At 53.5% G+C, this 26,041-nt stretch carries 20 protein-coding genes, 1 tRNA gene and 2 pseudogenes; 12 read left to right on the top strand and 11 right to left on the bottom strand.

The genetic code is table 11. The annotated features are described in order from the left end of the window. Window position 1: 1 nt before the first annotated feature. A tRNA-Glu gene (locus Q3O06_RS02815) sits at window positions 2–77 on the top strand. 482 nt (window positions 78–559) lie between these two features. Further along, the gene (thiD, locus tag Q3O06_RS02820) at window positions 560–1,366 is read left to right on the top strand and encodes a bifunctional hydroxymethylpyrimidine kinase/phosphomethylpyrimidine kinase (protein WP_301817567.1); all 807 of its coding nucleotides are present in this window, start codon (window positions 560–562) and stop codon (window positions 1,364–1,366) included. Between the two features lie 49 nt (window positions 1,367–1,415). On the opposite strand, the gene tehB is transcribed toward thiD, so the two are convergent. After that, on the bottom strand, window positions 1,416–2,285 hold the full coding sequence (gene tehB / locus Q3O06_RS02825; protein ID WP_301817609.1) for an SAM-dependent methyltransferase TehB: 870 nt from the start codon (window positions 2,283–2,285) through the stop codon (window positions 1,416–1,418). Window positions 2,286–2,397: 112 nt separating this feature from the next. Between tehB and rnhA the strand changes: the two genes are divergently transcribed. Then, window positions 2,398–2,835 (top strand): ribonuclease HI, encoded by a 438-nt coding sequence (rnhA, locus tag Q3O06_RS02830; RefSeq protein ID WP_192904402.1) that lies wholly within the window; start codon window positions 2,398–2,400, stop codon window positions 2,833–2,835. Between the two features lie 351 nt (window positions 2,836–3,186). Here the strand turns inward: rnhA and Q3O06_RS02835 are convergent. Next, window positions 3,187–3,297, bottom strand: a pseudogene (locus Q3O06_RS02835) (IS5/IS1182 family transposase); the annotation flags it as partial. A 302-nt stretch (window positions 3,298–3,599) separates the two neighbouring features. On the opposite strand from Q3O06_RS02835, the gene Q3O06_RS02845 reads away from it, so the two are divergent. After that, window positions 3,600–4,004 carry an HIT family protein gene (locus tag Q3O06_RS02845; RefSeq protein ID WP_002246328.1) on the top strand — a complete coding sequence of 135 codons (405 nt, stop codon included), beginning with the start codon at window positions 3,600–3,602 and terminating at the stop codon, window positions 4,002–4,004. Between the two features lie 39 nt (window positions 4,005–4,043). Next, on the top strand, window positions 4,044–5,231 hold the full coding sequence (locus Q3O06_RS02850) for an LD-carboxypeptidase (protein ID WP_301817568.1): 1,188 nt from the start codon (window positions 4,044–4,046) through the stop codon (window positions 5,229–5,231). Window positions 5,232–5,332: 101 nt separating this feature from the next. Here Q3O06_RS02850 and Q3O06_RS02855 read toward each other — a convergent pair whose 3' ends face one another. Next, window positions 5,333–7,588 (bottom strand): nitric-oxide reductase large subunit, encoded by a 2,256-nt coding sequence (locus Q3O06_RS02855; RefSeq protein ID WP_301817570.1) that lies wholly within the window; start codon window positions 7,586–7,588, stop codon window positions 5,333–5,335. 381 nt (window positions 7,589–7,969) lie between these two features. Between Q3O06_RS02855 and nirK the strand changes: the two genes are divergently transcribed. The 3 genes from nirK to Q3O06_RS02870 all read left to right on the top strand — a co-directional run bounded on the left by nirK (window position 7,970) and on the right by Q3O06_RS02870 (window position 11,262). Then, window positions 7,970–9,148 carry a copper-containing nitrite reductase gene (gene nirK / locus Q3O06_RS02860; protein WP_301817571.1) on the top strand — a complete coding sequence of 393 codons (1,179 nt, stop codon included), beginning with the start codon at window positions 7,970–7,972 and terminating at the stop codon, window positions 9,146–9,148. Window positions 9,149–9,328: 180 nt separating this feature from the next. Continuing rightward, on the top strand, window positions 9,329–10,084 hold the full coding sequence (locus Q3O06_RS02865) for a formylglycine-generating enzyme family protein (RefSeq protein WP_301817573.1): 756 nt from the start codon (window positions 9,329–9,331) through the stop codon (window positions 10,082–10,084). A 296-nt stretch (window positions 10,085–10,380) separates the two neighbouring features. Next, complete coding sequence (locus tag Q3O06_RS02870) at window positions 10,381–11,262, top strand: carbohydrate kinase family protein (RefSeq protein WP_301817574.1); 882 nt, start codon at window positions 10,381–10,383, stop codon at window positions 11,260–11,262. A gap of 59 nt (window positions 11,263–11,321) precedes the next feature. Here Q3O06_RS02870 and Q3O06_RS02875 read toward each other — a convergent pair whose 3' ends face one another. The 4 genes and pseudogenes from Q3O06_RS02875 to serC all read right to left on the bottom strand — a co-directional run bounded on the left by Q3O06_RS02875 (window position 11,322) and on the right by serC (window position 15,095). Continuing rightward, window positions 11,322–11,879, bottom strand: coding sequence for a nitroreductase family protein (locus Q3O06_RS02875; protein WP_118793182.1), 558 nt, complete (start codon window positions 11,877–11,879; stop codon window positions 11,322–11,324). A 76-nt stretch (window positions 11,880–11,955) separates the two neighbouring features. Continuing rightward, window positions 11,956–13,590 carry a phosphoethanolamine transferase gene (locus tag Q3O06_RS02880; protein WP_301817577.1) on the bottom strand — a complete coding sequence of 545 codons (1,635 nt, stop codon included), beginning with the start codon at window positions 13,588–13,590 and terminating at the stop codon, window positions 11,956–11,958. 62 nt (window positions 13,591–13,652) lie between these two features. Beyond that, a pseudogene (locus Q3O06_RS02885) lies at window positions 13,653–13,989 on the bottom strand (hypothetical protein). Next, window positions 13,989–15,095 carry a phosphoserine transaminase gene (gene serC, locus Q3O06_RS02890; protein ID WP_301817579.1) on the bottom strand — a complete coding sequence of 369 codons (1,107 nt, stop codon included), beginning with the start codon at window positions 15,093–15,095 and terminating at the stop codon, window positions 13,989–13,991. The pseudogene Q3O06_RS02885 and the gene serC overlap by 1 nt, the downstream one beginning before the upstream one ends. A gap of 363 nt (window positions 15,096–15,458) precedes the next feature. Between serC and rimP the strand changes: the two genes are divergently transcribed. Genes rimP through infB form a run of 3 tightly spaced genes read left to right on the top strand, consistent with a single transcriptional unit; the run spans window position 15,459 to window position 20,320 of the window. Continuing rightward, window positions 15,459–15,890 (top strand): ribosome maturation factor RimP, encoded by a 432-nt coding sequence (rimP, locus tag Q3O06_RS02895; RefSeq protein ID WP_301817581.1) that lies wholly within the window; start codon window positions 15,459–15,461, stop codon window positions 15,888–15,890. A gap of 27 nt (window positions 15,891–15,917) precedes the next feature. After that, the gene (gene nusA, locus Q3O06_RS02900) at window positions 15,918–17,420 is read left to right on the top strand and encodes a transcription termination factor NusA (protein ID WP_301817583.1); all 1,503 of its coding nucleotides are present in this window, start codon (window positions 15,918–15,920) and stop codon (window positions 17,418–17,420) included. An 11-nt stretch (window positions 17,421–17,431) separates the two neighbouring features. Then, window positions 17,432–20,320, top strand: a complete 2,889-nt coding sequence (infB, locus tag Q3O06_RS02905) for a translation initiation factor IF-2 (protein ID WP_301817585.1) — start codon at window positions 17,432–17,434, stop codon at window positions 20,318–20,320. Between the two features lie 150 nt (window positions 20,321–20,470). Here the strand turns inward: infB and Q3O06_RS02910 are convergent, their stop codons facing one another. The 3 genes from Q3O06_RS02910 to Q3O06_RS02920 all read right to left on the bottom strand — a co-directional run bounded on the left by Q3O06_RS02910 (window position 20,471) and on the right by Q3O06_RS02920 (window position 23,578). Continuing rightward, complete coding sequence (locus tag Q3O06_RS02910; RefSeq protein ID WP_301817587.1) at window positions 20,471–21,811, bottom strand: GTPase/DUF3482 domain-containing protein; 1,341 nt, start codon at window positions 21,809–21,811, stop codon at window positions 20,471–20,473. A 38-nt stretch (window positions 21,812–21,849) separates the two neighbouring features. Continuing rightward, window positions 21,850–22,158: a toxin-antitoxin system protein gene (locus Q3O06_RS02915; protein WP_239991697.1), complete on the bottom strand. Its 309-nt coding sequence runs from the start codon at window positions 22,156–22,158 to the stop codon at window positions 21,850–21,852. A 61-nt stretch (window positions 22,159–22,219) separates the two neighbouring features. Next, on the bottom strand, window positions 22,220–23,578 hold the full coding sequence (locus Q3O06_RS02920; RefSeq protein ID WP_301817589.1) for a DUF2868 domain-containing protein: 1,359 nt from the start codon (window positions 23,576–23,578) through the stop codon (window positions 22,220–22,222). Window positions 23,579–23,720: 142 nt separating this feature from the next. Between Q3O06_RS02920 and trhA the strand changes: the two genes are divergently transcribed. After that, window positions 23,721–24,347 carry a PAQR family membrane homeostasis protein TrhA gene (trhA, locus tag Q3O06_RS02925; RefSeq protein WP_301817591.1) on the top strand — a complete coding sequence of 209 codons (627 nt, stop codon included), beginning with the start codon at window positions 23,721–23,723 and terminating at the stop codon, window positions 24,345–24,347. 64 nt (window positions 24,348–24,411) lie between these two features. Here the strand turns inward: trhA and Q3O06_RS02930 are convergent, their stop codons facing one another. Next, window positions 24,412–25,830, bottom strand: a complete 1,419-nt coding sequence (locus tag Q3O06_RS02930) for an alanine/glycine:cation symporter family protein (protein WP_301817594.1) — start codon at window positions 25,828–25,830, stop codon at window positions 24,412–24,414. Window positions 25,831–26,041: the final 211 nt, after the last annotated feature.

Below are 26,041 nucleotides of genomic sequence, written 5' to 3' on the forward strand. Positions count from 1 at the left end.
CGCGCCCATCGTCTAGAGGCCTAGGACACTGCCCTTTCACGGCGGCAACCGGGGTTCGAATCCCCGTGGGCGTGCCAATTCAAAAACCTGCTTGTTTCGAGCAGGTTTTTTTATTATGAATCGCCATTCCTGCAATTTTTCGTCATTCCCGTGATTCCGTCATTCCCGTGATTCCGTCATTCCCGCAAACTTCCGTCATTCCCGTGAAAACGGGAATCTAGAATCTCAAACTTTCAGACGACCTTTGAATATCGCCGCCGCCCCGAAGGTCTGGATTCCCGCTTTCGCGGGAATGACGGAATTTTAGGTTTCTGTTTTTGTGGGAATGACGAATAAAGCGTGCTGGTTTATACTCGCCGCAACACGCGGTTCAGACGGCATCGCCCTCTTTTTTCATTATCAGTTGCTACGATGCCCCTACCGCCCTGCCCTATGCCTTGTCCTGCAATACGACATATAATGCACCACAAACCCCGCGCTGCGGTTTTCAGACGGCATCGCCGTGTTTTTTTACAGGCAGAAGCCCTTTTGGTCGGACGCAATAGATAAGGAGGAACATATGAAAGGCTCTTTCGTACAGTCCCTAAGCATCGCCGGTTCGGATTCGGGCGGCGGTGCGGGCATTCAGGCGGATTTGAAAACGTTTCAGATGCGCGGCGTGTTCGGAACGTGCGTCATCACCGCCGTTACCGCACAAAATACTTTGGGCGTGTCCGCGGTGCACCTCGTCCCGACCGAAACCATCACCGCACAAATCCAAGCAATCAGGGAAGACTTTGACATCCGCGCCTACAAAATCGGTATGCTCGGCACGGCGGAAATCATCGAATGCGTTGCCGACAGCCTGAAACACTGCGACTTCGGCAGGCGCGTACTCGACCCTGTGATGATTGCCAAAGGCGGGGCGCCGCTGTTGCAGGATTCCGCCGTTGCGGCACTGACGCGCCTGCTGCTTCCCGATACGGATGTATTGACCCCCAACCTGCCCGAGGCGGAAGCCTTGACCGGCGTGCATATCGAAAGCCGCAAAGATGCGGAACGTGCGGCAAAAATCCTGCTTGATTACGGTGTCAAAAATGTCGTTATCAAAGGCGGACATTTGAACGGCAGCACAAGCGGACGCTGCACGGATTGGCTGTTTACGCAAAACGAAACGCTGGAATTGGACAGCCCGCGCTTTCCGACCGCCCACACGCACGGCACGGGCTGCACGTTTTCCGCCTGCATTACCGCCGAGTTGGCAAAAGGCTCGGACGTTTGCGAAGCCGTACAGACTGCCAAGGCCTACATTACGGCGGCAATCTCAAACCCTTTGGAAATCGGCGCGGGACACGGGCCGGTCAATCATTGGGCGTATCGGGACTAACCGTAAAAATGCCGTCTGAAACAAAATGTTCAGACGGCATTTTTGAGGATTATTCAGGTTTTTTCGCCAGCATGGTTACAAATTTAAACCGTATCGGGTTGCCGTTTTCATCTTTGGCGTGCATAGAACCCAATTCTTCTTTGTATTCGACCAGCTCCCAATCCCGATAATAATCCTTCAGCTCGCCCTCTTTAAATTTGAAGGGGAACGGCATCGGACAGGGGAAATCCGCCGTATCCATTGCCGATACAATCAAATTGTACCCTCCCGCCGCCGTATGCGCCTGCATATCGGCAATCACGTCAGGCACGCGCTGCGGCATCAGGAACATCAGCACCACCGTTGCCACAATATAATCAAACTCGCCCTGAAGGGCGGCGGCGTTCAAATCATATTCCAGCGTGCGGACGTTCAAACCCTCCGCCTCTGCCAGCTCCGCCACGTTTGCCAAGGCGGCGGGATTGCAATCGGCGGCGGTTACGTCAAACCCCTTCAAGCCGAGGAACAGCGCGTTGCGCCCCTGTCCGCAACCCATATCCAACGCCCTGCCCGCCGGTACGGTATCCTGTGCCGCCGCGACCGCAGAATGCGTGGCACTCATCCCGTATTTTTTGTGAAAATAGTCTGCCGCCGCGCAATACAGCGACAAACGGATTTCGGCATCGTCCGTTTTCGGTTTGACCGAAAACACCTGCTGCGGCGCAAACACGCAATCGCCGCTTTCCGCCGACCAAACCTCCGCCGCCCCGTCCTGCGGGCGGACTTCGACATCGCCCTGCAACACATTCAGACAGACCCACTCCCTTTCTTTGGACGCATAGCCCGACAACAAAACTTCCGGCAGGTTTTCCACTTTCCATACAGGCATCTGTCCGAAACAAAACAACTCGCCACTTTGACCCACTATCCGCTCCTTCATATTCAAAAATAAAGTTGCACATTATATGCCTATTTCAATCCGCCGCAATCTTTCAGACGGCACGGCGCGCAAACCGCTTATAATCACGCCGGACACCACACAAAGGCACAATATGGACAAAACCGTTTACCTCTACACGGACGGCGCGTGCAAAGGCAATCCCGGCGCGGGCGGCTGGGGCGTGTTGATGCGCTACGGCAGCCGCGAAAAAGAACTTTTCGGCGGCGAGGCGCAAACCACCAACAACCGCATGGAGCTGACCGCCGTCATCGAAGGGCTGAAATCGCTCAAACGCCGCTGCACCGTCATCATCTGCACCGATTCGCAATACGTTAAAAACGGTATGGAAAACTGGATACACGGCTGGAAGCGCAACGGCTGGAAAACCGCCGCCAAACAGCCGGTCAAAAACGACGACTTGTGGAAAGAACTCGACGCGCTGGTCGGACGGCACCAAGTCAGTTGGACTTGGGTGAAAGGACACGCGGGACACGCGGAAAACGAACGCGCCGACGATTTGGCAAACCGTGGCGCGGCGCAGTTTTCCTGAGTGCCGCACCGACAGGAAAATGCCGTCTGAAAATTTAAAAGTTCTAGATTCCCGCCTGCGCGGGAATGACGGGATTTTAGGTTTCTGATTTTGGTTTTCTGTTTTTGAGGGAATGACGGGAATTTAGTAACCGTAGCAACTGCCTGCGCGACGGCTAAGGGGCTTCAGTAACTGTAGCAACTGCCTGTGCGGGAATGACGGACAATGGGCTTCAGACGGCATCTCTTACCTGCCGCTAAAACAGTTTGCTGCATCACTGTTCAAATGCGTCCGATATGTTTCAACACACAGGACGACACATAAAGCACCGCCCTATGTGTCGTCCTGATTTGGAAGGGGTTACACCACTCCCAAATATAGTGGATTAAATTTAAACCAGTACAGCGTTGCCTCGCCTTGCCGTACTATTTGTACTGTCTGCGGCTTCGTCGCCTTGTCCTGATTTAAATTTAATCCACTATAAAGTCTGATCTTGCCGCCCTAAAGGGCGGGGTTTCAACCGAAAAGGAAACACGATGAAGTGGTACAATTAGCGGCAATGCGGACAGACAAATTAGACTATAGTGGATTAAATTTAAACCAGTACGGCGTTGCCTCGCCTTAGCTCAAAGAGAACGATTCTCTAAGGTGCCGAAGCACCAAGTGAATCGGTTCCGTACTATTTGTACTGTCTGCGGCTTCGTCGCCTTGTCCTGATTTAAATTTAATCCACTATATCAGAAATTATCCTACCGTTTTTTAAACACTTTCAGGAATAAGGAAAAATGACCGCCCAACCCTGCCCCATCTGCACGGCGCAAAATGAAGACGTTTTGCTGCAAACCCCCAAGCTGCGCGTCATCGCCGTCCATAACGACAGCGGTTCGCCTGCATTCTGCCGCGTCATTTGGCGTAAGCATATTGCCGAAATGACCGACCTTTCGGCAGCGGAACGCGGCGAATTGATGGAAATGGTGTACAAAGTCGAAGCCGCTATGCGCCAAGTGTTCCGGCCGGCAAAAATCAACCTCGCCAGCTTGGGCAATGTCGTGCCGCACCTGCATTGGCATATTATCGCCCGCTTTGAAAACGATGCGTCTTTCCCTGCGCCGATTTGGGCAAACCCCGTCCGGAAACACGGTATGACCCTGCCGCAAGATTGGACGGAACAGCTTAAAAAGCTGCTTTAAGCCCGCCGATGCCGTCTGAAACCGTATGAAAGGGAAATTATGACCGAACCGACCTCCCGCCGCCGTTTCCTGAAAACCTGTACCGCCGCCGCAGGCGCGGGGCTGCTTCAGGCTTGCGGTACTGCGCCTGCTTCAAACAATGCCTCATCCGCGCCCTCTCACCCTGTTGCGAAAGCCCGAACCGTGTACCCCGAACCACCACGCCATTCCAACTCTGCCGACAATCTTCTGCGTATTGTCGCCTCCTCAGGCTTTGCCGAAGACATCAACCGCGTCAACACAGCCTTAACCCGCCTTTACAATGCGGGTTTTACCGTAACCAACCAACAGGCGGGCAACCGCCGTTTTCAGCGGTTTGCAGGCACGGACGCGCAACGCGCGGCAGATTTCCAAGAGGTCGCTTCCGGTCGCGTTGCCATGCCGAAAGTTCTGATGGGTTTGCGCGGCGGTTATGGTGCGGCACGCATTCTGCCGCATATTGATTTTGCCTCACTCGGCGCAAGAATGCGCGAACGTGGTACGCTGTTTTTCGGATTCAGCGATGTTTGCGCCGTCCAGCTTGTACTCTTAGCAAAAGGCAATATGATGAGTTTTGCCGGTCCGATGGCATACAGCGAATTCGGCAAACCCTCCCCCAGCGTGTTTACAATGGATGCCTTTATCAAGGGGGTAACCCAAAACCGCCTGACCGTTGATGTTCCTTATATCCAACGCGCCGATGTCGAAACCGAAGGCACGTTGTGGGGCGGCAACTTAAGCGTCCTCGCCTCGCTTGCCGGTACGCCTTATATGCCCGACATCGACGGCGGCATTTTGTTTCTCGAAGATGTCGGCGAACAGCCCTACCGCATCGAACGTATGCTCAATACGCTGTATCTTTCGGGTATTTTGAAGAAACAGCGCGCCATCGTGTTCGGCAATTTCCGTATGGGCAATATCCGCGACGTGTACGATCCGTCTTATGATTTTTCCGCCGTTGCCAAGCATATTTCGCGCACGGCGAAAATCCCCGTGCTGACAGGATTCCCCTTCGGACACATCAGCGACAAAATCACTTTCCCCTTGGGCGCGAACGCCCGAATCCGTATGAACGGAAACGGCGGTTATTTGGTCGCGTTTGAAGGCTATCCGACACTCGATGCGTCCGCCCTGACTTTGGATACCCTGCTCCCGCCGCCGGATTTGCCTATCTTCCCCGAAAGCGGTGTTGCCGATATTTCGGAATAAACCCGCAAACGGACAAATGCCGTCTGAAGCCTTCAGACGGCATTTGCCTGTAAAAAAACCGCACCTGATGGCAGGTGCGGTTTCCATTTTCAGGCTAAAACTTATTTGTCGCGGCCGAATACGATTTTAGTGGCTTGGATGGCAACGCAGATTGCACCGCCGATAAAGATCAAGTCGGCAGCAGTACGAACCCAGCGCAGGGTGTCGAGGATTTCCATTTGCAGGAACTCTTCGCTGCGGGCATACCACAAACCGTGCGTGATGGAGGCGTATGCCTGAATCGCGCCGACAGGCAGCAGGCTGATGGCAATCATGCTGACCAAGCCGCCGTTGAGCAGCCAGAAGCCCCAAGTCATCAGTTTGTCGTCAAACTGCGCGTTCGGTTTCAAGTAGCGTGCAACCAGCAATACGAAGCCCAATGCCAAGAAACCGTACACACCGAACAAGGCGGCATGCGCGTGAACAGCAGAAGTGTTCAAACCTTGGATATAGAACAGGGAAATCGGCGGATTGATCAGGAAGCCGAATACGCCGGCACCGATCATATTCCAAAAGGCGACTGCCACGAAGCACATCAGCGGCCAACGCAGGCGTTTTGCCCAGTCGGACAGGTGTTGGTAAGACCAATGCTCGTATGCTTCACGGCCCAGCAACACCAGCGGCACGACTTCCAAAGCGGAGAAGCAGGCGCCGATTGCCATAGAGGCGGAGGTAGAGCCGGAGAAGTACAGGTGGTGCAGCGTGCCCGGAACGCCGCCCAACATAAAGATGGCGGCAGCGGCCAAAGTGGAGGCAGTGGCGGTACTGCGGCGGACAAAGCCCATATTGTAGAAGACGAAGGCAAAGGCGGCAGTGGCAAATACTTCAAAGAAGCCTTCCACCCACAGGTGAACCACCCACCAACGCCAGTATTCCATTACGGCAATCGGGGATTTTTCGCCATAGAACAGACCCGGTGCGTAGAATACGCCCACACCGACCATAGAAGCGACAAAGATTGCCAGCAGGTTTTTGTCTACGCCTTTTTCTTTGAAAGCGGAAACCGTGCAGCGCAACATCAGGAACAGCCACAACAGCAGTCCGACCATCAAAAGGAGTTGCCAGAAACGTCCCAAATCGAGGTATTCGTAACCTTGGTGTCCGAACCAGAAGTTAAATTCGGGGGGAAGGATGTGCGTCAACGCAAAGAAGTTGCCCGCGTAAGAACCGCCGACCACGATGAAGAGGGCGATATAGAGGAAGTTCACGCCTGCACGTTGGAACTTGGGATCTTTACCGCCGTTGACAATCGGCGCGAGGAACAGACCTGCCGTCAAAAAGCCGGTTGCAATCCAGAAGATGGCGGATTGGATGTGCCAAGTACGGGTCAGGGCGTAGGGGAACCAGTCGGACATTTCAAAGCCCAACGCCTCATCGATGCCGTAGAAACCCTGACCTTCGACGGTGTAGTGCGCAGTCAGACCGCCCAGCAATACTTGTACCACAAACAAGGCGACCGTCAGGAAGACGTATTTGCCCAATGCTTTTTGCGAAGGGGTCAGTTGGATTTTGGAAATCGGGTCTTCAGACGGCACTTCCACTTCCTCGTGTTTGGTCAGGAAGGAATAACCCCACATCAGCAGACCGATACCCATCAAGAGCAATACAACGCTGGTAAACGACCACATGTAGTTTTCAGTAGTCGGTACGTTGTTAATCAAAGGCTCGTGTGGCCAGTTGTTGGTGTAGGTAAAGACCTCGCCGGGACGGTTGGTCGAAGCAGACCAAGAAGTCCAGAAGAAGAAGTCGAACAGTTTTTCACGCGCTTCTTTGCTTGGCAATGTGTTGTTTTTCATTGCAAAGTGTTCGCGGGTGGTTTGCAGTGCGGGATCGTCGCCGTAAACACCGTGGTAGTACGGCAGGATGCTTTCGATGGCTTTCACGCGCGTATCGCTGATGACCACAGAACCATCTTCCTTCACGCGGCTTTGGTTGCGGTATTCGTCGGCCAAGCGTGTTTTCAAGACAGCTTGTTCTTCGGGGGAAACCTCGTCGAATTTTTTGCCGTAAGTCTGTTGCGCGGTCAAATCCAACCAGGCGGACAACTCACGATGCAGCCAGTCGGCCGTCCAGTCCGGAGCCTGATATGCGCCGTGACCCAGAATCGAACCGACTTCCATACCGCCGGTACTCTGCCACGCAGACTGACCTGCCAAAATATCGTCTTTCGTCATCAAGACCTTGCCTGATGCGGAAACGACCTGTTCGGGGTAAGGCGGGGCTTTCTTATAAACCTCGCTGCCCATATAGCCAAGAATGGTAAAGCATACTGCCAGAACGGCAAACAGCAAGTACCACAGCTTCTTGTACTGTCCCATTTTGAGAGCTCCTTTTAATAAAGCAGTTGTTTAAAATTCACAGAATATGAATGTTAAAGATTGTAGCACGGTTTACCGCGCAAATAAACATTTGTTCAAACAAACTCACATATAAAACAAATACATATATGATAATAACTATCATTATTCTTTACTCGGGAATTGCCCTGCCTTTGCCTGCTCTGCCGAAACCCTGGCAAATCAGCCTATTCATTGTAATTTTTGGTAGTTATAAAGTATTAGAAGTATCATTTTAAGTTCATATTTTATGAATTATTTGACTTAAATCAAAATGCCCGCAATGGGGCAACCGCATAATCACACCAAGTTCTTAACCAATCCTTTCAGGACAATTTACTTTTCTTACAAAAGGAAAACATCATGAAACGCCAAGCCTTAGCTGCAATTATCGCTTCTATGTTTGCTTTAGCCGCCTGCGGTGGCGAACAAACTGCTCAAGCTCCTGCCGAAACCCCTGCCGCTTCCGCAGAAGCCGCAAGTTCCGCCGCACAAGCTGCCGCCGAAACGCCTGCAGGCGAACTGCCCGTCATCGATGCGGTTACCACCCACGCTCCCGAAGTACCTCCCGCAATCGACCGCGACTACCCTGCCAAAGTCCGCGTGAAAATGGAAACCGTCGAAAAAACCATGAAAATGGACGACGGGGTGGAATACCACTACTGGACATTTGACGGCGACGTTCCGGGCCGCATGATCCGCGTACGCGAAGGCGATACTGTAGAAGTCGAATTCTCCAACAACCCGTCTTCTACCGTTCCGCACAACGTCGACTTCCACGCCGCAACCGGTCAGGGTGGCGGTGCAGCCGCAACCTTTACCGCCCCGGGCCGTACTTCCACATTCAGCTTCAAAGCCCTGCAACCGGGCCTGTACATCTACCACTGCGCCGTCGCGCCGGTCGGTATGCACATCGCCAACGGTATGTACGGTCTGATTTTGGTCGAGCCTAAAGAAGGCCTGCCGAAAGTGGATAAAGAGTTCTACATCGTCCAAGGCGACTTCTACACCAAAGGCAAAAAAGGCGCGCAAGGCCTGCAACCGTTCGATATGGACAAAGCCGTTGCCGAACAGCCTGAATACGTCGTATTCAACGGTCATGTAGGTTCTATCGCCGGCGATAACGCGCTGAAAGCCAAAGCAGGCGAAACCGTGCGTATGTACGTCGGTAACGGCGGTCCGAACCTGGTGTCTTCCTTCCACGTCATCGGCGAAATCTTCGACAAAGTTTATGTTGAAGGCGGCAAGCTGATTAACGAAAACGTACAAAGCACCATCGTTCCTGCCGGCGGTTCCGCCATTGTCGAATTCAAAGTCGATATCCCGGGCAGCTACACTTTGGTCGACCACTCCATCTTCCGCGCATTCAACAAAGGCGCGTTGGGCCAATTGAAAGTAGAGGGTGCGGAAAACCCTGAAATTATGACTCAAAAATTGAGCGATACCGCTTACGCCGGCAGCGGCGCGGCTTCAGCCTCTGCTGCTTCCGCACCGGCTGCTTCTGCCCCGGCAGCCTCTGCATCCGAAAAAAGCGTTTATTAAACCGGATACCCGTCATTAGCGGGACAAACCACTGCCGCCGTACTTCATTACGCACGGCAGTGGTTTTTTAACAACCTAATCTTTCCTTTCGGAAGATTGATTCTTCAGACGGCATTCGCAGCTTTTCGTTTAAAATGCCGTCTGAAAAATCAATTTTAACCGCCTGTCAGGAGGCATAATATGAAGTTTGCCCGGTTACTCTTTCTCTGTGCGGCACTCGCCGGCACTCAAGCGGCATCTGCCGAAATGGTTCAAATCGAAGGCGGCAGCTACCGCCCGCTTTATCTGAAAAAAGATACCGGCCTGATTAAAGTCAAACCGTTCAAACTGGATAAATATCCCGTTACCAATGCCGAGTTTGCCGAATTCGTCAACAGCCACCCCCAATGGCAAAAAGGCAGGGTCAGTTCCAAACAGGCAGAACCCGCTTATCTGAAGCATTGGATGAAAAACGGCAGCCACAGCTATGCACCAAAGGCAAGCGAACTGAAACAGCCCGTTACCAATGTTTCCTGGTTTGCCGCCAACGCCTATTGCGCCGCACAAGGCAAACGCCTGCCGACCATTGACGAATGGGAATTTGCCGGACTTGCTTCCGCCACGCAGAAAAACGGCTCAAACGAACCCGGCTACAACCGCACTATTCTCGATTGGTATGCGGATGGCGGCCGGAAAGGCCTGCACGATGTCGGCAAAGGCCGCCCGAACTACTGGGGCGTTTACGATATGCACGGGCTGATTTGGGAATGGACGGAAGATTTCAACAGCAGCCTGCTTTCTTCCGGCAATGCCAACGCGCAAATGTTTTGCAGCGGCGCATCTATCGGGTCGAGCGACTCGTCCAACTATGCTGCCTTCCTCCGCTACGGCATCCGCACCAGCCTGCAATCCAAATATGTCTTGCACAACTTGGGCTTCCGTTGCGCAAGCCGATAACCCCTTCAATTACCAAAGCAGCTTTGGCGGTACTGAAAAGTACCGCCGTTTTTTGCCCGAAAATTCTAGTTTTGTTTCATCATCTTGCAATTTCAAGCAATATTTTGTAGGAAAAAACAAAATTATCTTGCGGTGAATCAAACCACCTTTGTGGCAAACCCGTCAAAATACCGACAACGTTTTATTTTTCCAACGAAATTTATAAAACTCATTCGGAGTATTACTACATTCCCGATCAGCGACGGTCTGCAAAACCGTCAAACTTTCCGACTATTTATCCAAACCAAGGAAATCCAATGAAAATTACCGGCTTCGGCGAGATACTGTGGGATGCTTTCCCTGATGGAAAAATTTTGGGCGGCGCACCTTTAAACGTGCTGTACAGATTACAATCGCTCGGTATGGATACCGCCATTATCAGCAGTAGGGGAAATGATGGCGACGGAGAAGAACTTGTCCGACAAATACAACAAAAGAACATCGTTTCCGACTTTGTCCAGATTCATCCGGATTATCCCACCGGTCAGGTTAAAGTGTCGCTGAATGCCCAAGGCAGCGCATCCTACGAAATTGTCTATCCCTGTGCATGGGACGGCATCCGGACAGAAGAAGCAGCACTGCACCGCGTTGCCCAATCCGATGCCTTTATTTTCGGCAGCCTGGCCATGCGCGACGAAACCTCCCGAAAAACTTTAAACAGCCTGTTGCAACAGGCAAAATTCAAAATCTTCGATGTCAACCTGCGCAAACCGCATTACGACGCTTCCCTGATTTTAGAAACCATGAAACAGGCTGATGTCGTCAAACTCAACGATGACGAACTCTACGAACTGTCAAAGATTTACGGATCGCCCTATCACAGTTTGGAGCAAAACATCGTTTATCTGGCAAAACTGACCGATACGGGCACTCTTTGCGTAACCTTGGGCAGCCACGGCGCAGTCCTGTACAAAAACGGGGAATTTTTCCGACACGGCGGATTTAAAATCAAAGTTGCCGATACCGTCGGTTCGGGCGACAGTTTCCTTGGCGGTCTGATTTATCAGCTGCTCAACCGCGCGGAACCCCAACATGCCCTCGCCTTCGCCTGCGCACTTGGTGCGCTGGTCGCCTCCGAACATGGCGCGACACCCGACATTTCCCCCGAACGCATCGGGCGTTTCATGAACCCTGTTTAAAACGCATGGAAAAATGCCGTCTGAAAGCCTTTCAGACGGCATTTTGCTTGAGATTCCGTTTACCAATGGCTGACAAACGCTTCCAAATCGGTATTCTTGGGCTTATGCGCTTCCTCTGTCGGCGTGCCGATCATCATCAGCCCGATGATTTTATCCTTATCCGCACAACCGAAAGCCTCCCGCAACAAGGGGCTGTTGACCCACATCCCCGTTATCCAGACATTGTCGAAACCTTGCGCCGTTGCCGCCAGTTGCAGCGCATACGCCGCACAACCCGCCGTCAGCATCTGTTCCCATTCCGGTTTCGGCTTAGGCACATCGCGGTTGGGCGCAAACGTTACACCAATAACCATCGGCGCCATATTGCCCACTTTTTCAGCCTTCTGCAACGCCTCCGCGCCAAAATTCAACGCGTCAACCGTCTGCGCCAAAATACTGCGGAAACGCTGCAAAGCAGTGTCCCCCTGAATCACGGTAAAACGGAAGGGGCGCATATTGCCGTGATCGGGAACTTGGGTTGCCGCCTGCAACATCTCTTCCAACTCCGCCGCATCGGGGGCGGGGGGCTTCAGTTTTTTGGAAGATCGGCGGTTCGTCAATAATTTTAAAGCATCCATATCGTTATACTCCGGTCATCGGTCGGGTGTTTCGGGCGCATATGCCGTCTGAAGGCTTCAGACGGCATATGCGGCATCAGCGCGGACGGCGGCAGGCTGCCAATATATCCATTTCCTTCCGATAGGTTTGGCTGTTGGAAATGTCCATCAGCCCCAATACCGTGCTGAAATAGTGGTCGTGCGAATATTCGTTTTCCGCCGCTTTTTGCTTGAGGCATTGGAAATCTATGCCCCCGTGTTGGCGGAAGGCTTTGGAAAACCACATAACCATCGGGATATGCGTCTGTCCGGAAGGCGCGATGGCGTAAGGCGCGGCGTGCAGGTACATCCCGTTTTCGCCCAGACTTTCGCCGTGGTCGGAAACATAATGCACCACGCTTTCCAAATCGTCGCGGTTTTCAAGTTTGCGGATAACCTTGTCGATAAACTGGTCCACATACAAAACCGTATTGTCGTAAGTGTTGACCAGCGTGGCGCGGGCGCATTTGTCGATTTCGTTGGTGTCGCAGGTCGGCGTGAATTTGCGTTCGGCTTCGGTATAGCGTTCGTAATATGTCGGCCCGTGGCTGCCGATGGTATGCAGGATTAAAACCGCGTCTTTATCGTTTTTGTTGAGAGCCTCGTCGAACTTGGTCAGCAGGATATTGTCGAGGCACTCGCCGTTGCGGCAGTATTCGGGCAGGTTGAGCGAAGTAACGTCGGTATTCGGCACTTTGCCGCACACGCCCTTGCAGCCGGAATCGTTTTCCAACCAGGTAACTTCCACACCGGCGCGCTGCACGATGTCCAGCAGGTTGTCTTGGTGTTCGGCTTTGATTTCGTCATAATCCGTGCGGTCGAAGGTTGAGAACATACACGGCAGGGAGTGCGCGGTCGATGTGCCGCAGCTTCTGACCTGCGGGAAATTGACAATTTCATCGCCGCGCGCGGCAAGCAGCGGCGTAGTTTGGCGGCTGTAACCGTTCAAACCCCAGTTGGCGGCACGCGTGGTCTCACCCACGACCAGCACCACGAAACGGCGCAGGCTGCCGGCCGGCCGGTTTTGCACGACCGCCATATCCAATTGCGTATAAGGAATATTGGAACGCTTCCAATCTTTGTATTTCGACACGCCCGCGCCGATGAAATTAGACGGCACAATCAGATGGGTAACCGACTTGTTGTTGCGGAAAAACGAGGCGTAATCCTGATATTGCAACATCGCGATGCCCAACGCGCACAAAAAGGAAACGGCGGCAAGCACAAGGCGCGTCAAAAGCTCCTTATACCAAACGCGGTATTTGACCTTGACGGCGATATACGCCAGCGCGGGCAATACGCCCAAACATACAATCCACAGCACATAACCCGGCGTAATCAGGCGCGCGCTTTCGGCAGCCGTAGTTTGCAAGACATTATTCAACATCGACTTGTTGAAATAGATATTGAAAAATATTTCTTGGTAAGACACCGCCGCACTGATAACCAATATCAACGGAATCAATACTTTATGCACAAAAGGCAGAGCAATGACGTGAAAAACGAAATTACTTAAAAAAAACAGCACCACCGGCATCGTATAGAGGAAGATATCCGCCCCGGTGCCGTTAAAAGGATGAAGCTCGACAACTTTGGCAAAAAAGGCGTAATTCAATACCAGCGAAGAATACAGGGAAAGGAAGGCAATCAGCACGGAAGAGCCGAGCTTCGGCCTCAAGTTCGGTTTTATCATTTGGAATGTGTCGGATAAGGGTTGGAAAAGGCATCCGGAATCCGGATTATTGAAAAAGATTCTTAATTATAAGGCAACGGAGCAAAGCAGAGCAAGAAAACGGCGGCTGTGCAGGGGTTTCCGCCCGCCATTCAAACGTCCGGCAGACATAAAAACATCGGAAGCAAGATTCGAACCGGGCGGCAAACGCCCTTGCCGGAAAAGCGGGCAAGGCATTTCATATTGGAAAAACCCGGCCGCGCCGCCGACGGGACAGTCCGGCACAAACAGCATCACGCCCGGATTGAAAAAGACGGATAGCCGCCGGCAGCGCAGTTTTACCCCGCATCCCAAAACGCCGCCGGAGAACGCCGAAACAGCCGATGCCGTCTGAAGCAGCTTCAGACGGCATCTGGACATCAACCGTAACGCCGTTGGAAATCGCGCATAAAATCTGCCAAAGCCCGCACACCTTCGAGCGGCATCGCATTGTAAATGCTGGCGCGCATCCCGCCGACGGTTTTATAACCCTTGAGCAGGCACAAGCCCTGCAACTCGGCTTCCAACACAAAGCGGCGGTCCAAATCCTCGCTTTCAGTTTTGAAGACCACGTTCATTTTGGATCGCGCATCGGGATGGATATCGTTGATATAAAAACCGCCGCTGCCGTCTATCGCTTCATACAAGGTTTGCGCCTTCAGCCGATTGACCGCTTCAATTTTTTTCACGCCGCCCTGCGTTTGCAGCCAGCGGAACACCAAGCCTGACATATAAATCGCGTAAGTTGACGGCGTGTTGTACATACCGTCGCGGTTGATGTGCGAACGGTAGTTGAACACATCGGGAATATCGTTCGGACAACGCTCGAGCAAATCCTCGCGGATAATCACCACCGTAACCCCTGCCGGCCCGATGTTTTTCTGTGCGCCTGCGTAAATCAGTCCGTAGTCGGCAACATCAAACTCACGCGACAGAATCTCGCTGGACATATCGCACACCAGCGGCGGCAGGCCGTCTGAAAGCTTGGGGACAGTTTGGTATTGCAGGCCGTTTACGGTTTCATTAATCGCAAAATGAACAAACGCGGAATCCGGGTTAACATCCCAATCCTCAACCGCCGGCAGGTTTTTATAGGCATATTGCACGCCCCCATGCGCCGCCAAACGGATTTCCGTATCGGTCAAACGGCTCATCTGTTCATAAGCGATACGGCTCCAGTTGCCCGTTACCACCGCGTCGGCAGTGCGGAAACCGTGTGCCAGATTCATGGCTGCCATATTAAATTGGGTTGTTGCTCCGCCCTGCAGAAACAATATCTTATAATTGTCAGGCACTTTCAAAAGCTGCCTCAAATCCTGTTCCGCATGATGCAGGATGCTCAAAAACATTTCCGAACGGTGGCTCATTTCCATCACGGAAAAACCCGTACCGTTGTAGTCCGACATTTCCTGCCGCGCCGTTTCCAACACGGCTTCAGGCAATACGGCAGGGCCGGCGGAAAAATTGTAAATCGGATAAAGAGACATGATGCAGCCCTGATTCTGAACAATAACCCGCCCGATTTTAGGCTTGCAGCAGGCTTTGTGCAAGGATGGGAAATACCTGTCCTCCGCCAGATTCCATGCCGCCCGAACACGGAAAATAATATCAATATATTGATTTATAAACATAAAAATCATACCAACGACAAATAGATACATTTGTTTTGTCAACAATATTCACGATTTCCCATTACAAACCTCCCTTACACCCGCTTTTTCCGTCCCAAAAACACAAAATAAATCAACACTTTCATTTCTCCGCAAAAGCGGTTATAATCACGCCGATTTTTCAACTTTGACGAAAAATGGCCACGGGGCCATTTTTTTATTATGTACATAGGGAGCAGCATGGATATTCAAACCATCCTCGAAAAAACCCTGCCCGGCCTGGGCTACGAACTGGTCGATTTCGAACTGACCGCGCAAGGAACATTGCGCGTGTTCATCGACAAAGAAGGCGGCATTACCGTCGAAGACTGCGCAACCGTCAGCAACCACTTGAGCCGCGTGTTTATGGTGGAAGACATCGACTATAAAAACCTGGAAATTTCCAGCCCCGGACTCGACCGCCCCTTGAAAAAAGCCGCCGACTTCGTGCGCTTTGCCGGTCAGCAGGCAAAAATCAAAACCCGCCTGCCGATAGACGGTCAAAAAAACTTTATCGGTAAAATCGAAGGCTACGAAAACGATACCGTTACCGTATCCTTCGACGGCAAAACCGTGCAAATCGGGTTGGACAACATCGACAAAGCCCGTCTGCGCCCCGAATTCAAATTCTAAAACACAGCAATATTGGAGATTTTTAAAATGAGTCGTGAAATGTTACAGCTGGCAGAAGCACTGGCAAGCGAAAAAAACGTTGATGCGGAAGTCGTCTTCCAAGCACTGGAATTCGCACTCTCTACCGCCGCCAAGAAAAAGGCAGACCGCGAACACATGGACGTGCGCGTCCAAATCAACCGCGATACCGGCGAATACCAAACCTTCCGCCGTTGGCTGATTGTCGCCGATGAAGACTATACCTATCCCGATGTCGAAAAAACCATCGAGGAAATCCAAGAGGAAATTCCCGGCACTACCATCCAAATCGGCGAATACTATGAAGAGCAGCTGCCCAACGAAGGCTTCGGCCGCCAAGCCGCGCAAACCGCCAAACAAATCATCCTGCAACGCATCCGCGATGCCGAGCGCGAGCAGAATCTGAACGAGTTTCTCGCCGTCAAAGAAGACATCGTGTCCGGCACGGTCAAACGCGTCGAACGCCACGGCATCATCGTCGAAGTCGTTGCCGGCAAACTGGACGCGCTGATTCCGCGCGACCAAATGATTCCGCGCGAAAACTTCCGCAGCGGCGACCGCATCCGCGCCCTCTTCCTGCGCGTCGAAGAAATCGGCAACACCGGGCGCAAACAAGTCATCCTGAGCCGTACTTCCGGCGATTTCCTCGTCAAACTGTACGCCAATGAAGTACCTGAAATTGCAGACGGCATGCTTGAAATCCGCGCTGTCGCCCGCGACCCAGGACAACGTGCCAAGGTCGCCGTCAAAGCCAACGACCAGCGCATCGATCCGCAAGGCACCTGTATCGGCGTTCGCGGTTCGCGTGTCAACGCGGTCAGCAACGAATTGTCCGGCGAACGCATCGACGTTGTCCTTTGGTCGCCCGAGCCTGCCCAATTCGTCATGAGCGCGCTTTCCCCCGCTGAAGTCAGCCGCATCGTCATCGACGAAGACAAACACGCCGTCGATGTCATCGTATCCGAAGACCAGCTCGCGCTCGCCATCGGGCGCAGCGGTCAAAACGTGCGCCTCGCCTCCGACCTGACCGGCTGGCAGCTCAACATTATGACTTCCGCCGAGGCAGACGAACGCAACGCCGCCGAAGATGCCGCCATCCGCCGCCTGTTTATGGATCACTTGAATGTGGATGAAGAAACCGCCGACGTGTTGGTTCAAGAAGGTTTTGCAACCTTGGAAGAAGTCGCCTATGTTCCTGCCGCCGAACTGCTTGCCATTGAAGGATTTGACGAAGAAATCGTCGATATGCTCCGCAACCGCGCCCGCGATGCCATCCTGACCATGGCGATTGCCGCCGAAGAAAAACTGGGCGAAGTATCCGACGATATGCGCAACCTCGAAGGCGTAGATGCCGATATGCTCCGCAGCCTTGCCGAAGCCGGCATTACCACACGCGACGACTTGGCAGAGCTTGCCGTGGACGAACTGATTGAAATCACCGGTGTAAACGAAGAAACCGCAAAAGCCGTCATCCTGACCGCACGCGAACACTGGTTTACCGAAGACAAATAAAGGGGGTACAGATGAGTAACACAACCGTAGAACAATTTGCCGCCGAGCTGAAACGCCCCGTCGAAGACCTGTTGAAACAGTTGAAAGAAGCCGGCGTCAGCAAAAACAGCGGCAGCGATTCCCTGACGCTGGACGACAAACAGCTTCTGAACGCCTACCTGACCAAGAAAAACGGCAGCAACGGCGGCACCATCAGCATCCGCCGCACCAAAACCGAAGTCAGCACCGTTGACGGCGTAAAAGTCGAAACACGCAAACGCGGACGCACTGTCAATATTCCTTCTGCCGAAGAGTTGGCAGCACAGGTAAAAGCCGCCCAAACCCAAGCCGCACCTGTCCAGACTGAGCAGACGGCAGAAGACGCGGCAAAAGCCCGAGCCGAAGCTGCCGCACGTGCAGAAGCCCGTGCCAAGGCAGAAGCGGAAGCGGCAAAACTGAAAGCGGCAAAAGCAGGCAACAAAGCCAAACCTGCCGCACAGAAACCCACCGAAGCAAAAGCCGAAACCGCACCCGTTGCGGCGGAAACCAAACCCGCCGAAGAAAGCAAAGCGGAAAAAGCCCAAGCCGACAAAATGCCGTCTGAAAAACCCGCCGAGCCCAAAGAAAAAGCCGCCAAGCCGAAACACGAGCGAAACGGCAAAGGCAAAGATGCCAAAAAAACGGCGAAACCTGCCGCACCTGCCGTGCCGCAACCCGTGGTCAGCGCGGAAGAACAGGCGCAACGCGATGAAGAAGCACGCCGCGCCGCCGCACTTCGCGCCCACCAGGAAGCCCTGTTGAAAGAGAAACAGGAACGCCAGGCACGCCGCGAAGCCATGAAACAACAGGCAGAACAACAGGCAAAAGCCGCACAGGAAGCCAAAACCGGCAGACAGCGTCCCGCCAAAACTGCCGAGAAACCGCAGGCAGTCGCACCGGCCGTCGAAAACAAACCTGTCAATCCGGCAAAAGCGAAAAAAGAAGACCGCCGCAACCGCGATGACGAAGGTCAAGGCCGCAACGCCAAAGGCAAAGGCGGAAAAGGCGGACGCGACCGCAACAATGCACGCAATGGAGACGACGAGCGCGTACGCGGCGGCAAGAAAGGCAAAAAACTCAAACTCGAGCCGAACCAACACGCCTTCCAAGCACCGACCGAACCCGTCGTACACGAAGTCTTGGTTCCCGAAACCATTACCGTTGCCGATTTGGCGCACAAAATGGCGGTCAAAGGCGTGGAAGTGGTCAAAGCCCTGATGAAGATGGGCATGATGGTTACCATCAACCAATCCATCGACCAAGACACCGCCCTGATTGTCGTCGAAGAACTCGGACACATCGGCAAACCTGCCGCCGCCGACGATCCCGAAGCATTCTTGGACGAGGGCGCGGAAGCAGTGGAAGCCGAAGCATTGCCGCGTCCGCCCGTCGTTACCGTGATGGGCCACGTCGACCACGGCAAAACCTCGCTGCTGGACTACATCCGCCGCGCCAAAGTGGTACAGGGCGAAGCGGGCGGCATTACGCAGCACATCGGCGCGTACCACGTCAAAACGCCGCGCGGCGTGATTACCTTCTTGGATACTCCGGGTCACGAAGCCTTTACTGCTATGCGTGCACGCGGTGCGAAAGCAACCGACATCGTGATTCTTGTGGTCGCCGCCGACGACGGCGTGATGCCGCAAACCATCGAGGCAATTGCCCACGCCAAAGCGGCAGGCGTTCCGATTGTGGTTGCCGTCAACAAAATCGATAAAGAAGCCGCCAACCCAGAGCGTATCCGCCAAGAGCTGACCCAACACGAAGTCATCCCCGACGATTGGGGCGGCACGGTTCAATTCATCGATGTTTCCGCGAAAAAAGGAACAAACATCGACGCACTGCTCGAAGCCGTATTGCTCGAAGCCGAAGTATTGGAACTGACCGCACCTGTCGATGCGCCCGCCAAAGGCATCATCGTCGAGGCGCGCTTGGACAAAGGGCGCGGCGCGGTTGCCACATTGCTGGTTCAAAGCGGCACGCTGAAAAAAGGCGATATGCTGCTGGCCGGTACGGCATTCGGCAAAATCCGCGCGATGGTCGATGAAAACGGCAAATCCATTACCGAAGCCGGCCCGTCCATCCCCGTCGAAATCCTCGGCTTGTCCGACGTACCGAATGCGGGCGAAGACGCGATGGTATTGGCGGACGAGAAAAAAGCGCGCGAAATCGCCCTCTTCCGTCAAGGCAAATACCGCGACGTGCGCCTTGCCAAACAGCAGGCGGCGAAGCTGGAAAATATGTTCAACAATATGGGCGAAACCCAGGTCCAATCTTTGTCGGTCATCATCAAAGCAGACGTGCAAGGTTCTTACGAGGCTTTGGCGGGCAGCCTGAAAAAACTGTCCACAGACGAAGTGAAAGTGAACGTGTTGCACAGCGGCGTGGGCGGCATTACCGAATCGGATGTCAACTTGGCCATCGCGTCCGGGGCGTTCATTATCGGCTTTAACGTGCGTGCAGATGCCTCTTCGCGCAAACTTGCCGAAAATGAAAACGTGGAAATCCGCTACTACAACATCATCTACGATGCCATCGACGACGTGAAGGCGGCGATGAGCGGTATGCTTTCCCCGGAAGAGAAAGAACAGCTTACCGGCACGGTCGAAATCCGTCAGGTCATCAGCGTTTCCAAAGTCGGCAACATTGCAGGCTGTATGGTTACCGACGGCGTGGTCAAACGCGATTCCCATATCCGCCTCATCCGCAACAACGTGGTCATCCATACCGGCGAGCTGTCGTCTTTGAAACGCTACAAAGACGATGTTAAAGAAGTCCGTATGGGCTTTGAGTGCGGCCTGATGATTAAAGGCTTCAATGAAATTATGGAAGGCGACCAACTGGAATGCTTCGACATCGTCGAAGTGGCACGCACCCTGTGATTTTGATGCGGAAAAATGCCGTCTGAAGCCTTCAGACGGCATCAGAAAACGGGTTCTGTATGTTGCAGAACCCGTTTTTTTACCGCCGTCCGCAGCACCCCGTCCCGATTGCACGCCCGCCCGGCTGCCGCAAACCGGCTTCAGACGGCATTATTTGCCCGCCAAGCGTATCCCGAGCTTCTCCGCATATTCCCTGCGTTCGGCGCGGTCGGTTTCGGGGCGGTGCGTATTGAGGGACGACCATTTCCACCTGCTGCGGGCTTTGTGGAGTTCGGGCGGGAGTTTGTCCGGCATCCAAGGGGCTTTAAGGCTGTGCAACCCGACTTGCGATTGTGCCGCGTGTCCGCGCGTTTGCAGGACGTGGAGCAAACCGAGGGCGCGGGCGGCGAGCAGGGTCAGGGTTTCGGGATCGGTGTGTAAGGTTTGGCGGCCGGCAAGTTTGTCGGAAATGGTGCGGGTATTGGGCAGGATGCCGCCCAAAAAGCCGCCGATTGCCGTACCTAATCCGAGCGAGCCGCCGAGTGTGGCGATGTCCAGCCCCAAGCCGATGAGCGCGCCGGTTGCCGCGCCCGTGCCGGTGCGGATGCCGTATTGCTTGAGCAATTCGCTGTCGAACGGGTCTTGGCGGAAGGCTTGCGGCATCCAACCGCCGCCGTCGATTTCGCTGTGGTAGAAACGATAGAGGGCAAACAGCCGCTGCTGCATCTGCCGTTCGAGTTGGCGTATTTCCGCCTGCATGGTCTGCAACACGGTGGCGGTATCCTCGTTTTCGTCCACTTCCTGCCTGAAGGCGGCGGCATCGAGCAGGAAATCGGCGATTTCGCGGCGCGCTTCGCCGTCCAGCCGCTGCCATTCGCGCTGGCGCATGGCTGTCAGGCGGTCGAGTGTGCTGCGTTCGGGCAACATGGTGGCGAGGTTTTCCCACAGGCGCAGTTCGCCTTCAAAATCAAAGGCGACGGTATCAAATCCGGCGTAAACGTGCAGCGTGCGCCGCGCCAGCATGGTCGTCCACGCTTCGGGAAGCTGTCCGCCGGTGAAGTTGAACACGGGCATGACGGGTTTGGCACACCACGACAGGACGGTCAACTCGTCCCTGTATTTGTCGAGAACCGGCTCGCGCGCGTCGATGACGTACATTGCCATATCGCTTTGCAAGACTTGCCGTAAAACTTTGGCTTCTTGGTTGAAATCGTGATGCGCGCCGTGGCTGCCGAGAAACTGTTGCAGCCGTTCGATGCCGTCTGAACGATTGTCCGTATGGTTTTCCAGCCATTCCAAAACACCACCCGCGTCTTCGAGTCCGGGCGTGTCGTACAGGAAAACCAGCGTGTCTGCGCCGTCGCTGATGGCGGCTTCTTCGACATGGCGCGTGGTCGATGGGGCGTTTCTGACTTCGCCGAAACCGCTGTCGCGCAAAAGGGTACGCAGGAGCGAGGTTTTGCCGGTGTTGGTGTGTCCGACGACGGCGAGGGAAAGGGGGCGTGTGTTCATGGTGTTTTGTGATAAGAAAGATGGGGTTCAGACGACCTTTATAAGTATCCGTATATTGTCAAGGTTTGGTCTTTTATTTCAAATTCGTATTGCCCACGCTCCCGTATGGCTTGGGTCAGGCGAGCCGCGCAGACATCAGGAGGCAGGACTGTTTCAATATATTCGATTTCGGACAACTTCAGCGGGCCGGCAATCCAATCATCACTGTAACCGCGTAAATCTTCCGAATAAATTTCCAAACGCATATCATACATCCGCTCATCGCCCAACATTTTGGCTTTGGCAAACTGTTGCCCTGTTTCTGCAAAAACCACATCGAAAATTTTTTGCCATTTGCTGTCATTCATCAGCCACGTTTTGCCCGTTCTAATTGAAGCAATGCGCCTGTTGTGTCTCCGTTGCGCTTCACTATCCATTATGCAGCCCCGCTTCGGTTTTCAGACGACCTTCCTGCGCCGCCCTGTCTGGTTCCAACCACGCCGCGCCGCATTCGGTCAGCGCGTTACGCCAATGTTCCAGCTTTTCCGACAGGCCGTCTGAAAGCCCCTGTTCCGCCAGAAGCTGCACCACCGCGCCGCCCTGCGCCGCTTCCGAGAGTCGGACAATCTGCCGCAACACGCCGCGGTCGGGGACGGTTTCCGCGCGCACGCCGATAAGCAGTTGCGCCGGTTTCTGCTTCAGCTCTGTCTCCAGCGCGGCAACCTGTTCCCGATTGGCGGCAACGCCTTTATCCAGCCATTCCTGCGCCAGCCTGCCCTCAAACCACGTGCCTTCGTGCCACTCGGTTTCCAGCATGACCGCCCACTTGGGCGCGTCGTTTAAGGTGATTTTCGGGGAAACGGCGGACACGGTTTCCCGACGCGTATCCGCATCGGTGATTTTGTTCTGCCAGCGGCGGATGACCGCCTGATAATAGGTTTTTTCCAAATCCAAGCCGTTTTCGCTTGTTTTCAAAAGGATTTTACACACTACCCAAGCCAAGAGGCGCGGCAGGATGCCGTAGCAGGCGATACTGCCGACCAGCAGCCCCGACCAAGCCCGCGCATCGGCGATATTGCCGTTCAGACGGCCTTCGATGACCGCCCGCGCATCAGGCACGGGAAAACCCAGTTTCGCAGGCAGCCATGCCAACATTTCCACCAGCCGTACCGAAGACGAATCGCCCAACAGCGTACTTTCCCAGTTGAACGTATATTGCCGCACCAAAAGCAGCAGCAATACCGACACCAGCATTCCGAGCAGCGTGCAGAGCCACAGGCTGTGCGACGTTGCACCTATTTTCCAACGTACCGAAGGTTGCCGCCATTCGTCCGCATACAGCCGCAACACCGCCTGATTGACGGGGTCTCTGCCCCGAAACCACGTCGCCGGGCTGCTGAAAAACCGCCCCACTTTCACGCGCAGGAACAACGTTGCCAACCATACTGCCAACATCAGCGTATTCATGCCCAATACGCCCGCCAAAACCAAAAAGAAATTCAGCCCCTGATTGTCCATCAGAAGATAAGTGCCTGAAAATCCGGCGGTAAACATCATCGATGCCGCCACCACCCACAACCAGAACGACCCCACACGCACACGTTCCAACGTGTCCCGCAGCATACGGTTCCTGTCGATCATCTCCGCCCGACGGATGATTTTTTCCTCCGTACTGCCGTCCACGCGGCGCAAAGCCTCCGTCGCCTGCACGGGATCGCCGCTGAAAATAAAACCGCCTTCGTCCAAAATACGGACCAGCTCAACCAGTTTTCGGGATGGATTCAACATAAAATGCCGTCTGAAAATAAAAAACAGATTTTAACACACGCATTTTCAAGAATATTCACAGTGTAGGCAAAGAGTAAATCCCACACAGGGGCAAAAGTATCGGCGTAAACTGACTGCCTCTACTTTCCCGAAAGATTGTGCGATGTATGCAGGCGAACGCTTCAATACTTACAGCCATTTGAGCGGTTTGATTCTGGCGGCGGCAGGTTTGGTGCTGATGCTGCTGAAAACCATAGGACACGGGGACGGCTACCGTATCTTCAGCGTATCGGTTTACGGTATCAGCCTTCTTCTGCTCTATTTGAGTTCTTCGCTGTACCACGGAATTGCAGCCGGAAAACTGAAAAGCATTTTGAAAAAAACCGACCACTGCATGATTTATGTGCTGATTGCCGGAAGCTACACACCGTTTGCACTGGTTTCTTTGAGAAACGGGCCGGGCTGGACGGTATTTTTGCTGTCATGGCTGCTGGCGGCTGCAGGAATCGCACAAGAACTCACCATCGGACGGAAAAGCGAAAAACGTCTGCTGTCTATTGCGATTTATATCGTAATGGGCTGGATGGTCTTGGCGGTAATGAAATCCCTGACAGCCTCACTCCCGCCGGCAGGACTGGCTTGGCTGGCGACAGGCGGTATGCTGTACAGCGTCGGCATTTACTGGTTTGTAAACGATGAAAAAATCCGACACGGGCACGGAATCTGGCATCTGTTCGTATTGGGCGGCAGCATCACCCAATTTGTCAGCGTGTACGGTTATGTAATCTGAATGCCGTCTGAAACACAAAAACCTCCCAAACCTGAAGATTGGGAGGTTTTCTCTTTGCCGGACATTATTGTTTATCGTGGAACTCGTGGAATTCATACTGATAGGACAAATCCCGACCCGCTTTTTTCTGTGCCAAATAATCATCATAAATGGCACGGATTTCCTTACGCAACAAAAACAGGGCAATCAAGTTCGGGATAACCATAAAGCCGTTGAACATATCGGACAGGCTCCAAACCAAATCGACTTTGCCGAGCGTACCCAAAACAATGGCAAGCAGAACCAATGCGCGATAGATGCCCAAGTGTCTTCCCCTGAAAAGGAAACGGATGTTGGACTCACCGAAATAATACCAACCGATAATGGTCGTAAAGGCGAAGAAGGTCAGACACACGGCAAGCAATTGCGAACCGAAGCCCGGAAATGCCTTGTTAAAGGCAAATTGAGTAACCGCCGCGCCCTGTTCGCCCGAAAGGTTGGCATCAGTCAGCAGGATAATCAGCGCAGTTGCCGTACATACCAAAATCGTATCGATAAATACACCGACAAATGCCGCCATACCTTGCTGCACAGGATGCTTCACATCCGCAGTCGCATGGGCGTGCGGCGTAGAACCCATACCTGCTTCGTTTGAAAACAGACCGCGCGCCACGCCGAAACGTATCGCTTCACGCATACCGATACCCGCAGCACCGCCCAAAACGGCTTCGGGATTGAAGGCGGCGGTAAAGATGTGGTTGAACATCGGCACAATATGGTCGGAAAATTCAAACAGGATAACGACGGCGCACAAAATATAAACAACCGCCATAAACGGCACGACAAACTGGGCAATATTGGCAATACGGTTCACGCCGCCAATCACAACCATGCCCGCAAGGACGGCAAGCACAATACCGACTGCCAAAGAAGGCACATCAAATGCAATGGTAACGGCAGAAGCGATGGAGTTTGCCTGAGTCGCATTGCCGATAAAGCCCAACGCGACAATCAACGCAATGGAAAAGAAACCGGACAAAAAACGCGCCGCGCCCCTGCCGATTTTCGGAGTCAGACCGTGCGTAATATAAAACGCGGGGCCGCCGATGTATTTGCCGTGGCTGACGACGCGGTATTTCTGCGCCAGCAGTGCTTCCGCAAAAATCGTGGACATCCCCAAAACGGCAGAAAGCCACATCCAAAAAATCGCGCCCGGCCCGCCTGCGGTAATGGCGGTCGCCACACCGGCGACGTTGCCCGTACCGATTTGCGCGGATATGGCAACCGCCAACGCCTGAAACTGCGATAAGGACTTATCGTCTTTATCGCCTTTGGCAAACAAGCCGCCGAATACGGATTTGAATCCCGCGCCCAGCTTGGTAATCTGCGGCGCACCAAGATACAGCGTAAAAAACAGGCCGATACCCAAAAGGGCGTAAATCAACAGGTAGTCCCAAAGGAACCGATTGACTGTACCCACCAGAACAGACAATATATTTTCCATAAAATAAACCTTATCTTACGATTAAAATGACTGCTTTCCCCAAGACATTCCAATAAGGAAACACGGCGAGCAGACCGTATTTGCCGCAACAGATGCCTTCAATTGTCAACAATCGGGGAGAAGCTGTGCCATCATACCGTAAAATATCGTTAATTAAAATATTTCTTTATTTTTAAGCGGAAAGCGGAGGAAATCGCCTTCAGACGGCATA

Origin of the sequence: Neisseria maigaei (assembly GCF_958267405.1) — a bacterium.
GTDB lineage: Bacteria > Pseudomonadota > Gammaproteobacteria > Burkholderiales > Neisseriaceae > Neisseria > Neisseria bergeri.

Excerpts from the sequence above, each read along its gene's own strand:
- rnhA (WP_192904402.1), top strand. The coding sequence starts at position 2,398 with ATGGACAAAACCGTTTACCTCTACACGGACGGCGCGTGCAAAGGCAAT.
- Q3O06_RS02880 (WP_301817577.1), bottom strand. The coding sequence starts at position 13,590 with ATGATAAAACCGAACTTGAGGCCGAAGCTCGGCTCTTCCGTGCTGATT.
- Q3O06_RS02920 (WP_301817589.1), bottom strand. The coding sequence starts at position 23,578 with ATGTTGAATCCATCCCGAAAACTGGTTGAGCTGGTCCGTATTTTGGAC.
- Q3O06_RS02915 (WP_239991697.1), bottom strand. The coding sequence starts at position 22,158 with ATGAATGACAGCAAATGGCAAAAAATTTTCGATGTGGTTTTTGCAGAA.
- nirK (WP_301817571.1), top strand. The coding sequence starts at position 7,970 with ATGAAACGCCAAGCCTTAGCTGCAATTATCGCTTCTATGTTTGCTTTA.
- trhA (WP_301817591.1), top strand. The coding sequence starts at position 23,721 with ATGTATGCAGGCGAACGCTTCAATACTTACAGCCATTTGAGCGGTTTG.
- thiD (WP_301817567.1), top strand. The coding sequence starts at position 560 with ATGAAAGGCTCTTTCGTACAGTCCCTAAGCATCGCCGGTTCGGATTCG.
- nusA (WP_301817583.1), top strand. The coding sequence starts at position 15,918 with ATGAGTCGTGAAATGTTACAGCTGGCAGAAGCACTGGCAAGCGAAAAA.
- Q3O06_RS02910 (WP_301817587.1), bottom strand. The coding sequence starts at position 21,811 with ATGAACACACGCCCCCTTTCCCTCGCCGTCGTCGGACACACCAACACC.
- Q3O06_RS02930 (WP_301817594.1), bottom strand. The coding sequence starts at position 25,830 with ATGGAAAATATATTGTCTGTTCTGGTGGGTACAGTCAATCGGTTCCTT.
- Q3O06_RS02865 (WP_301817573.1), top strand. The coding sequence starts at position 9,329 with ATGAAGTTTGCCCGGTTACTCTTTCTCTGTGCGGCACTCGCCGGCACT.
- serC (WP_301817579.1), bottom strand. The coding sequence starts at position 15,095 with ATGTCTCTTTATCCGATTTACAATTTTTCCGCCGGCCCTGCCGTATTG.
- Q3O06_RS02845 (WP_002246328.1), top strand. The coding sequence starts at position 3,600 with ATGACCGCCCAACCCTGCCCCATCTGCACGGCGCAAAATGAAGACGTT.
- Q3O06_RS02850 (WP_301817568.1), top strand. The coding sequence starts at position 4,044 with ATGACCGAACCGACCTCCCGCCGCCGTTTCCTGAAAACCTGTACCGCC.
- Q3O06_RS02870 (WP_301817574.1), top strand. The coding sequence starts at position 10,381 with ATGAAAATTACCGGCTTCGGCGAGATACTGTGGGATGCTTTCCCTGAT.
- rimP (WP_301817581.1), top strand. The coding sequence starts at position 15,459 with ATGGATATTCAAACCATCCTCGAAAAAACCCTGCCCGGCCTGGGCTAC.
- Q3O06_RS02855 (WP_301817570.1), bottom strand. The coding sequence starts at position 7,588 with ATGGGACAGTACAAGAAGCTGTGGTACTTGCTGTTTGCCGTTCTGGCA.
- tehB (WP_301817609.1), bottom strand. The coding sequence starts at position 2,285 with ATGAAGGAGCGGATAGTGGGTCAAAGTGGCGAGTTGTTTTGTTTCGGA.
- infB (WP_301817585.1), top strand. The coding sequence starts at position 17,432 with ATGAGTAACACAACCGTAGAACAATTTGCCGCCGAGCTGAAACGCCCC.
- Q3O06_RS02875 (WP_118793182.1), bottom strand. The coding sequence starts at position 11,879 with ATGGATGCTTTAAAATTATTGACGAACCGCCGATCTTCCAAAAAACTG.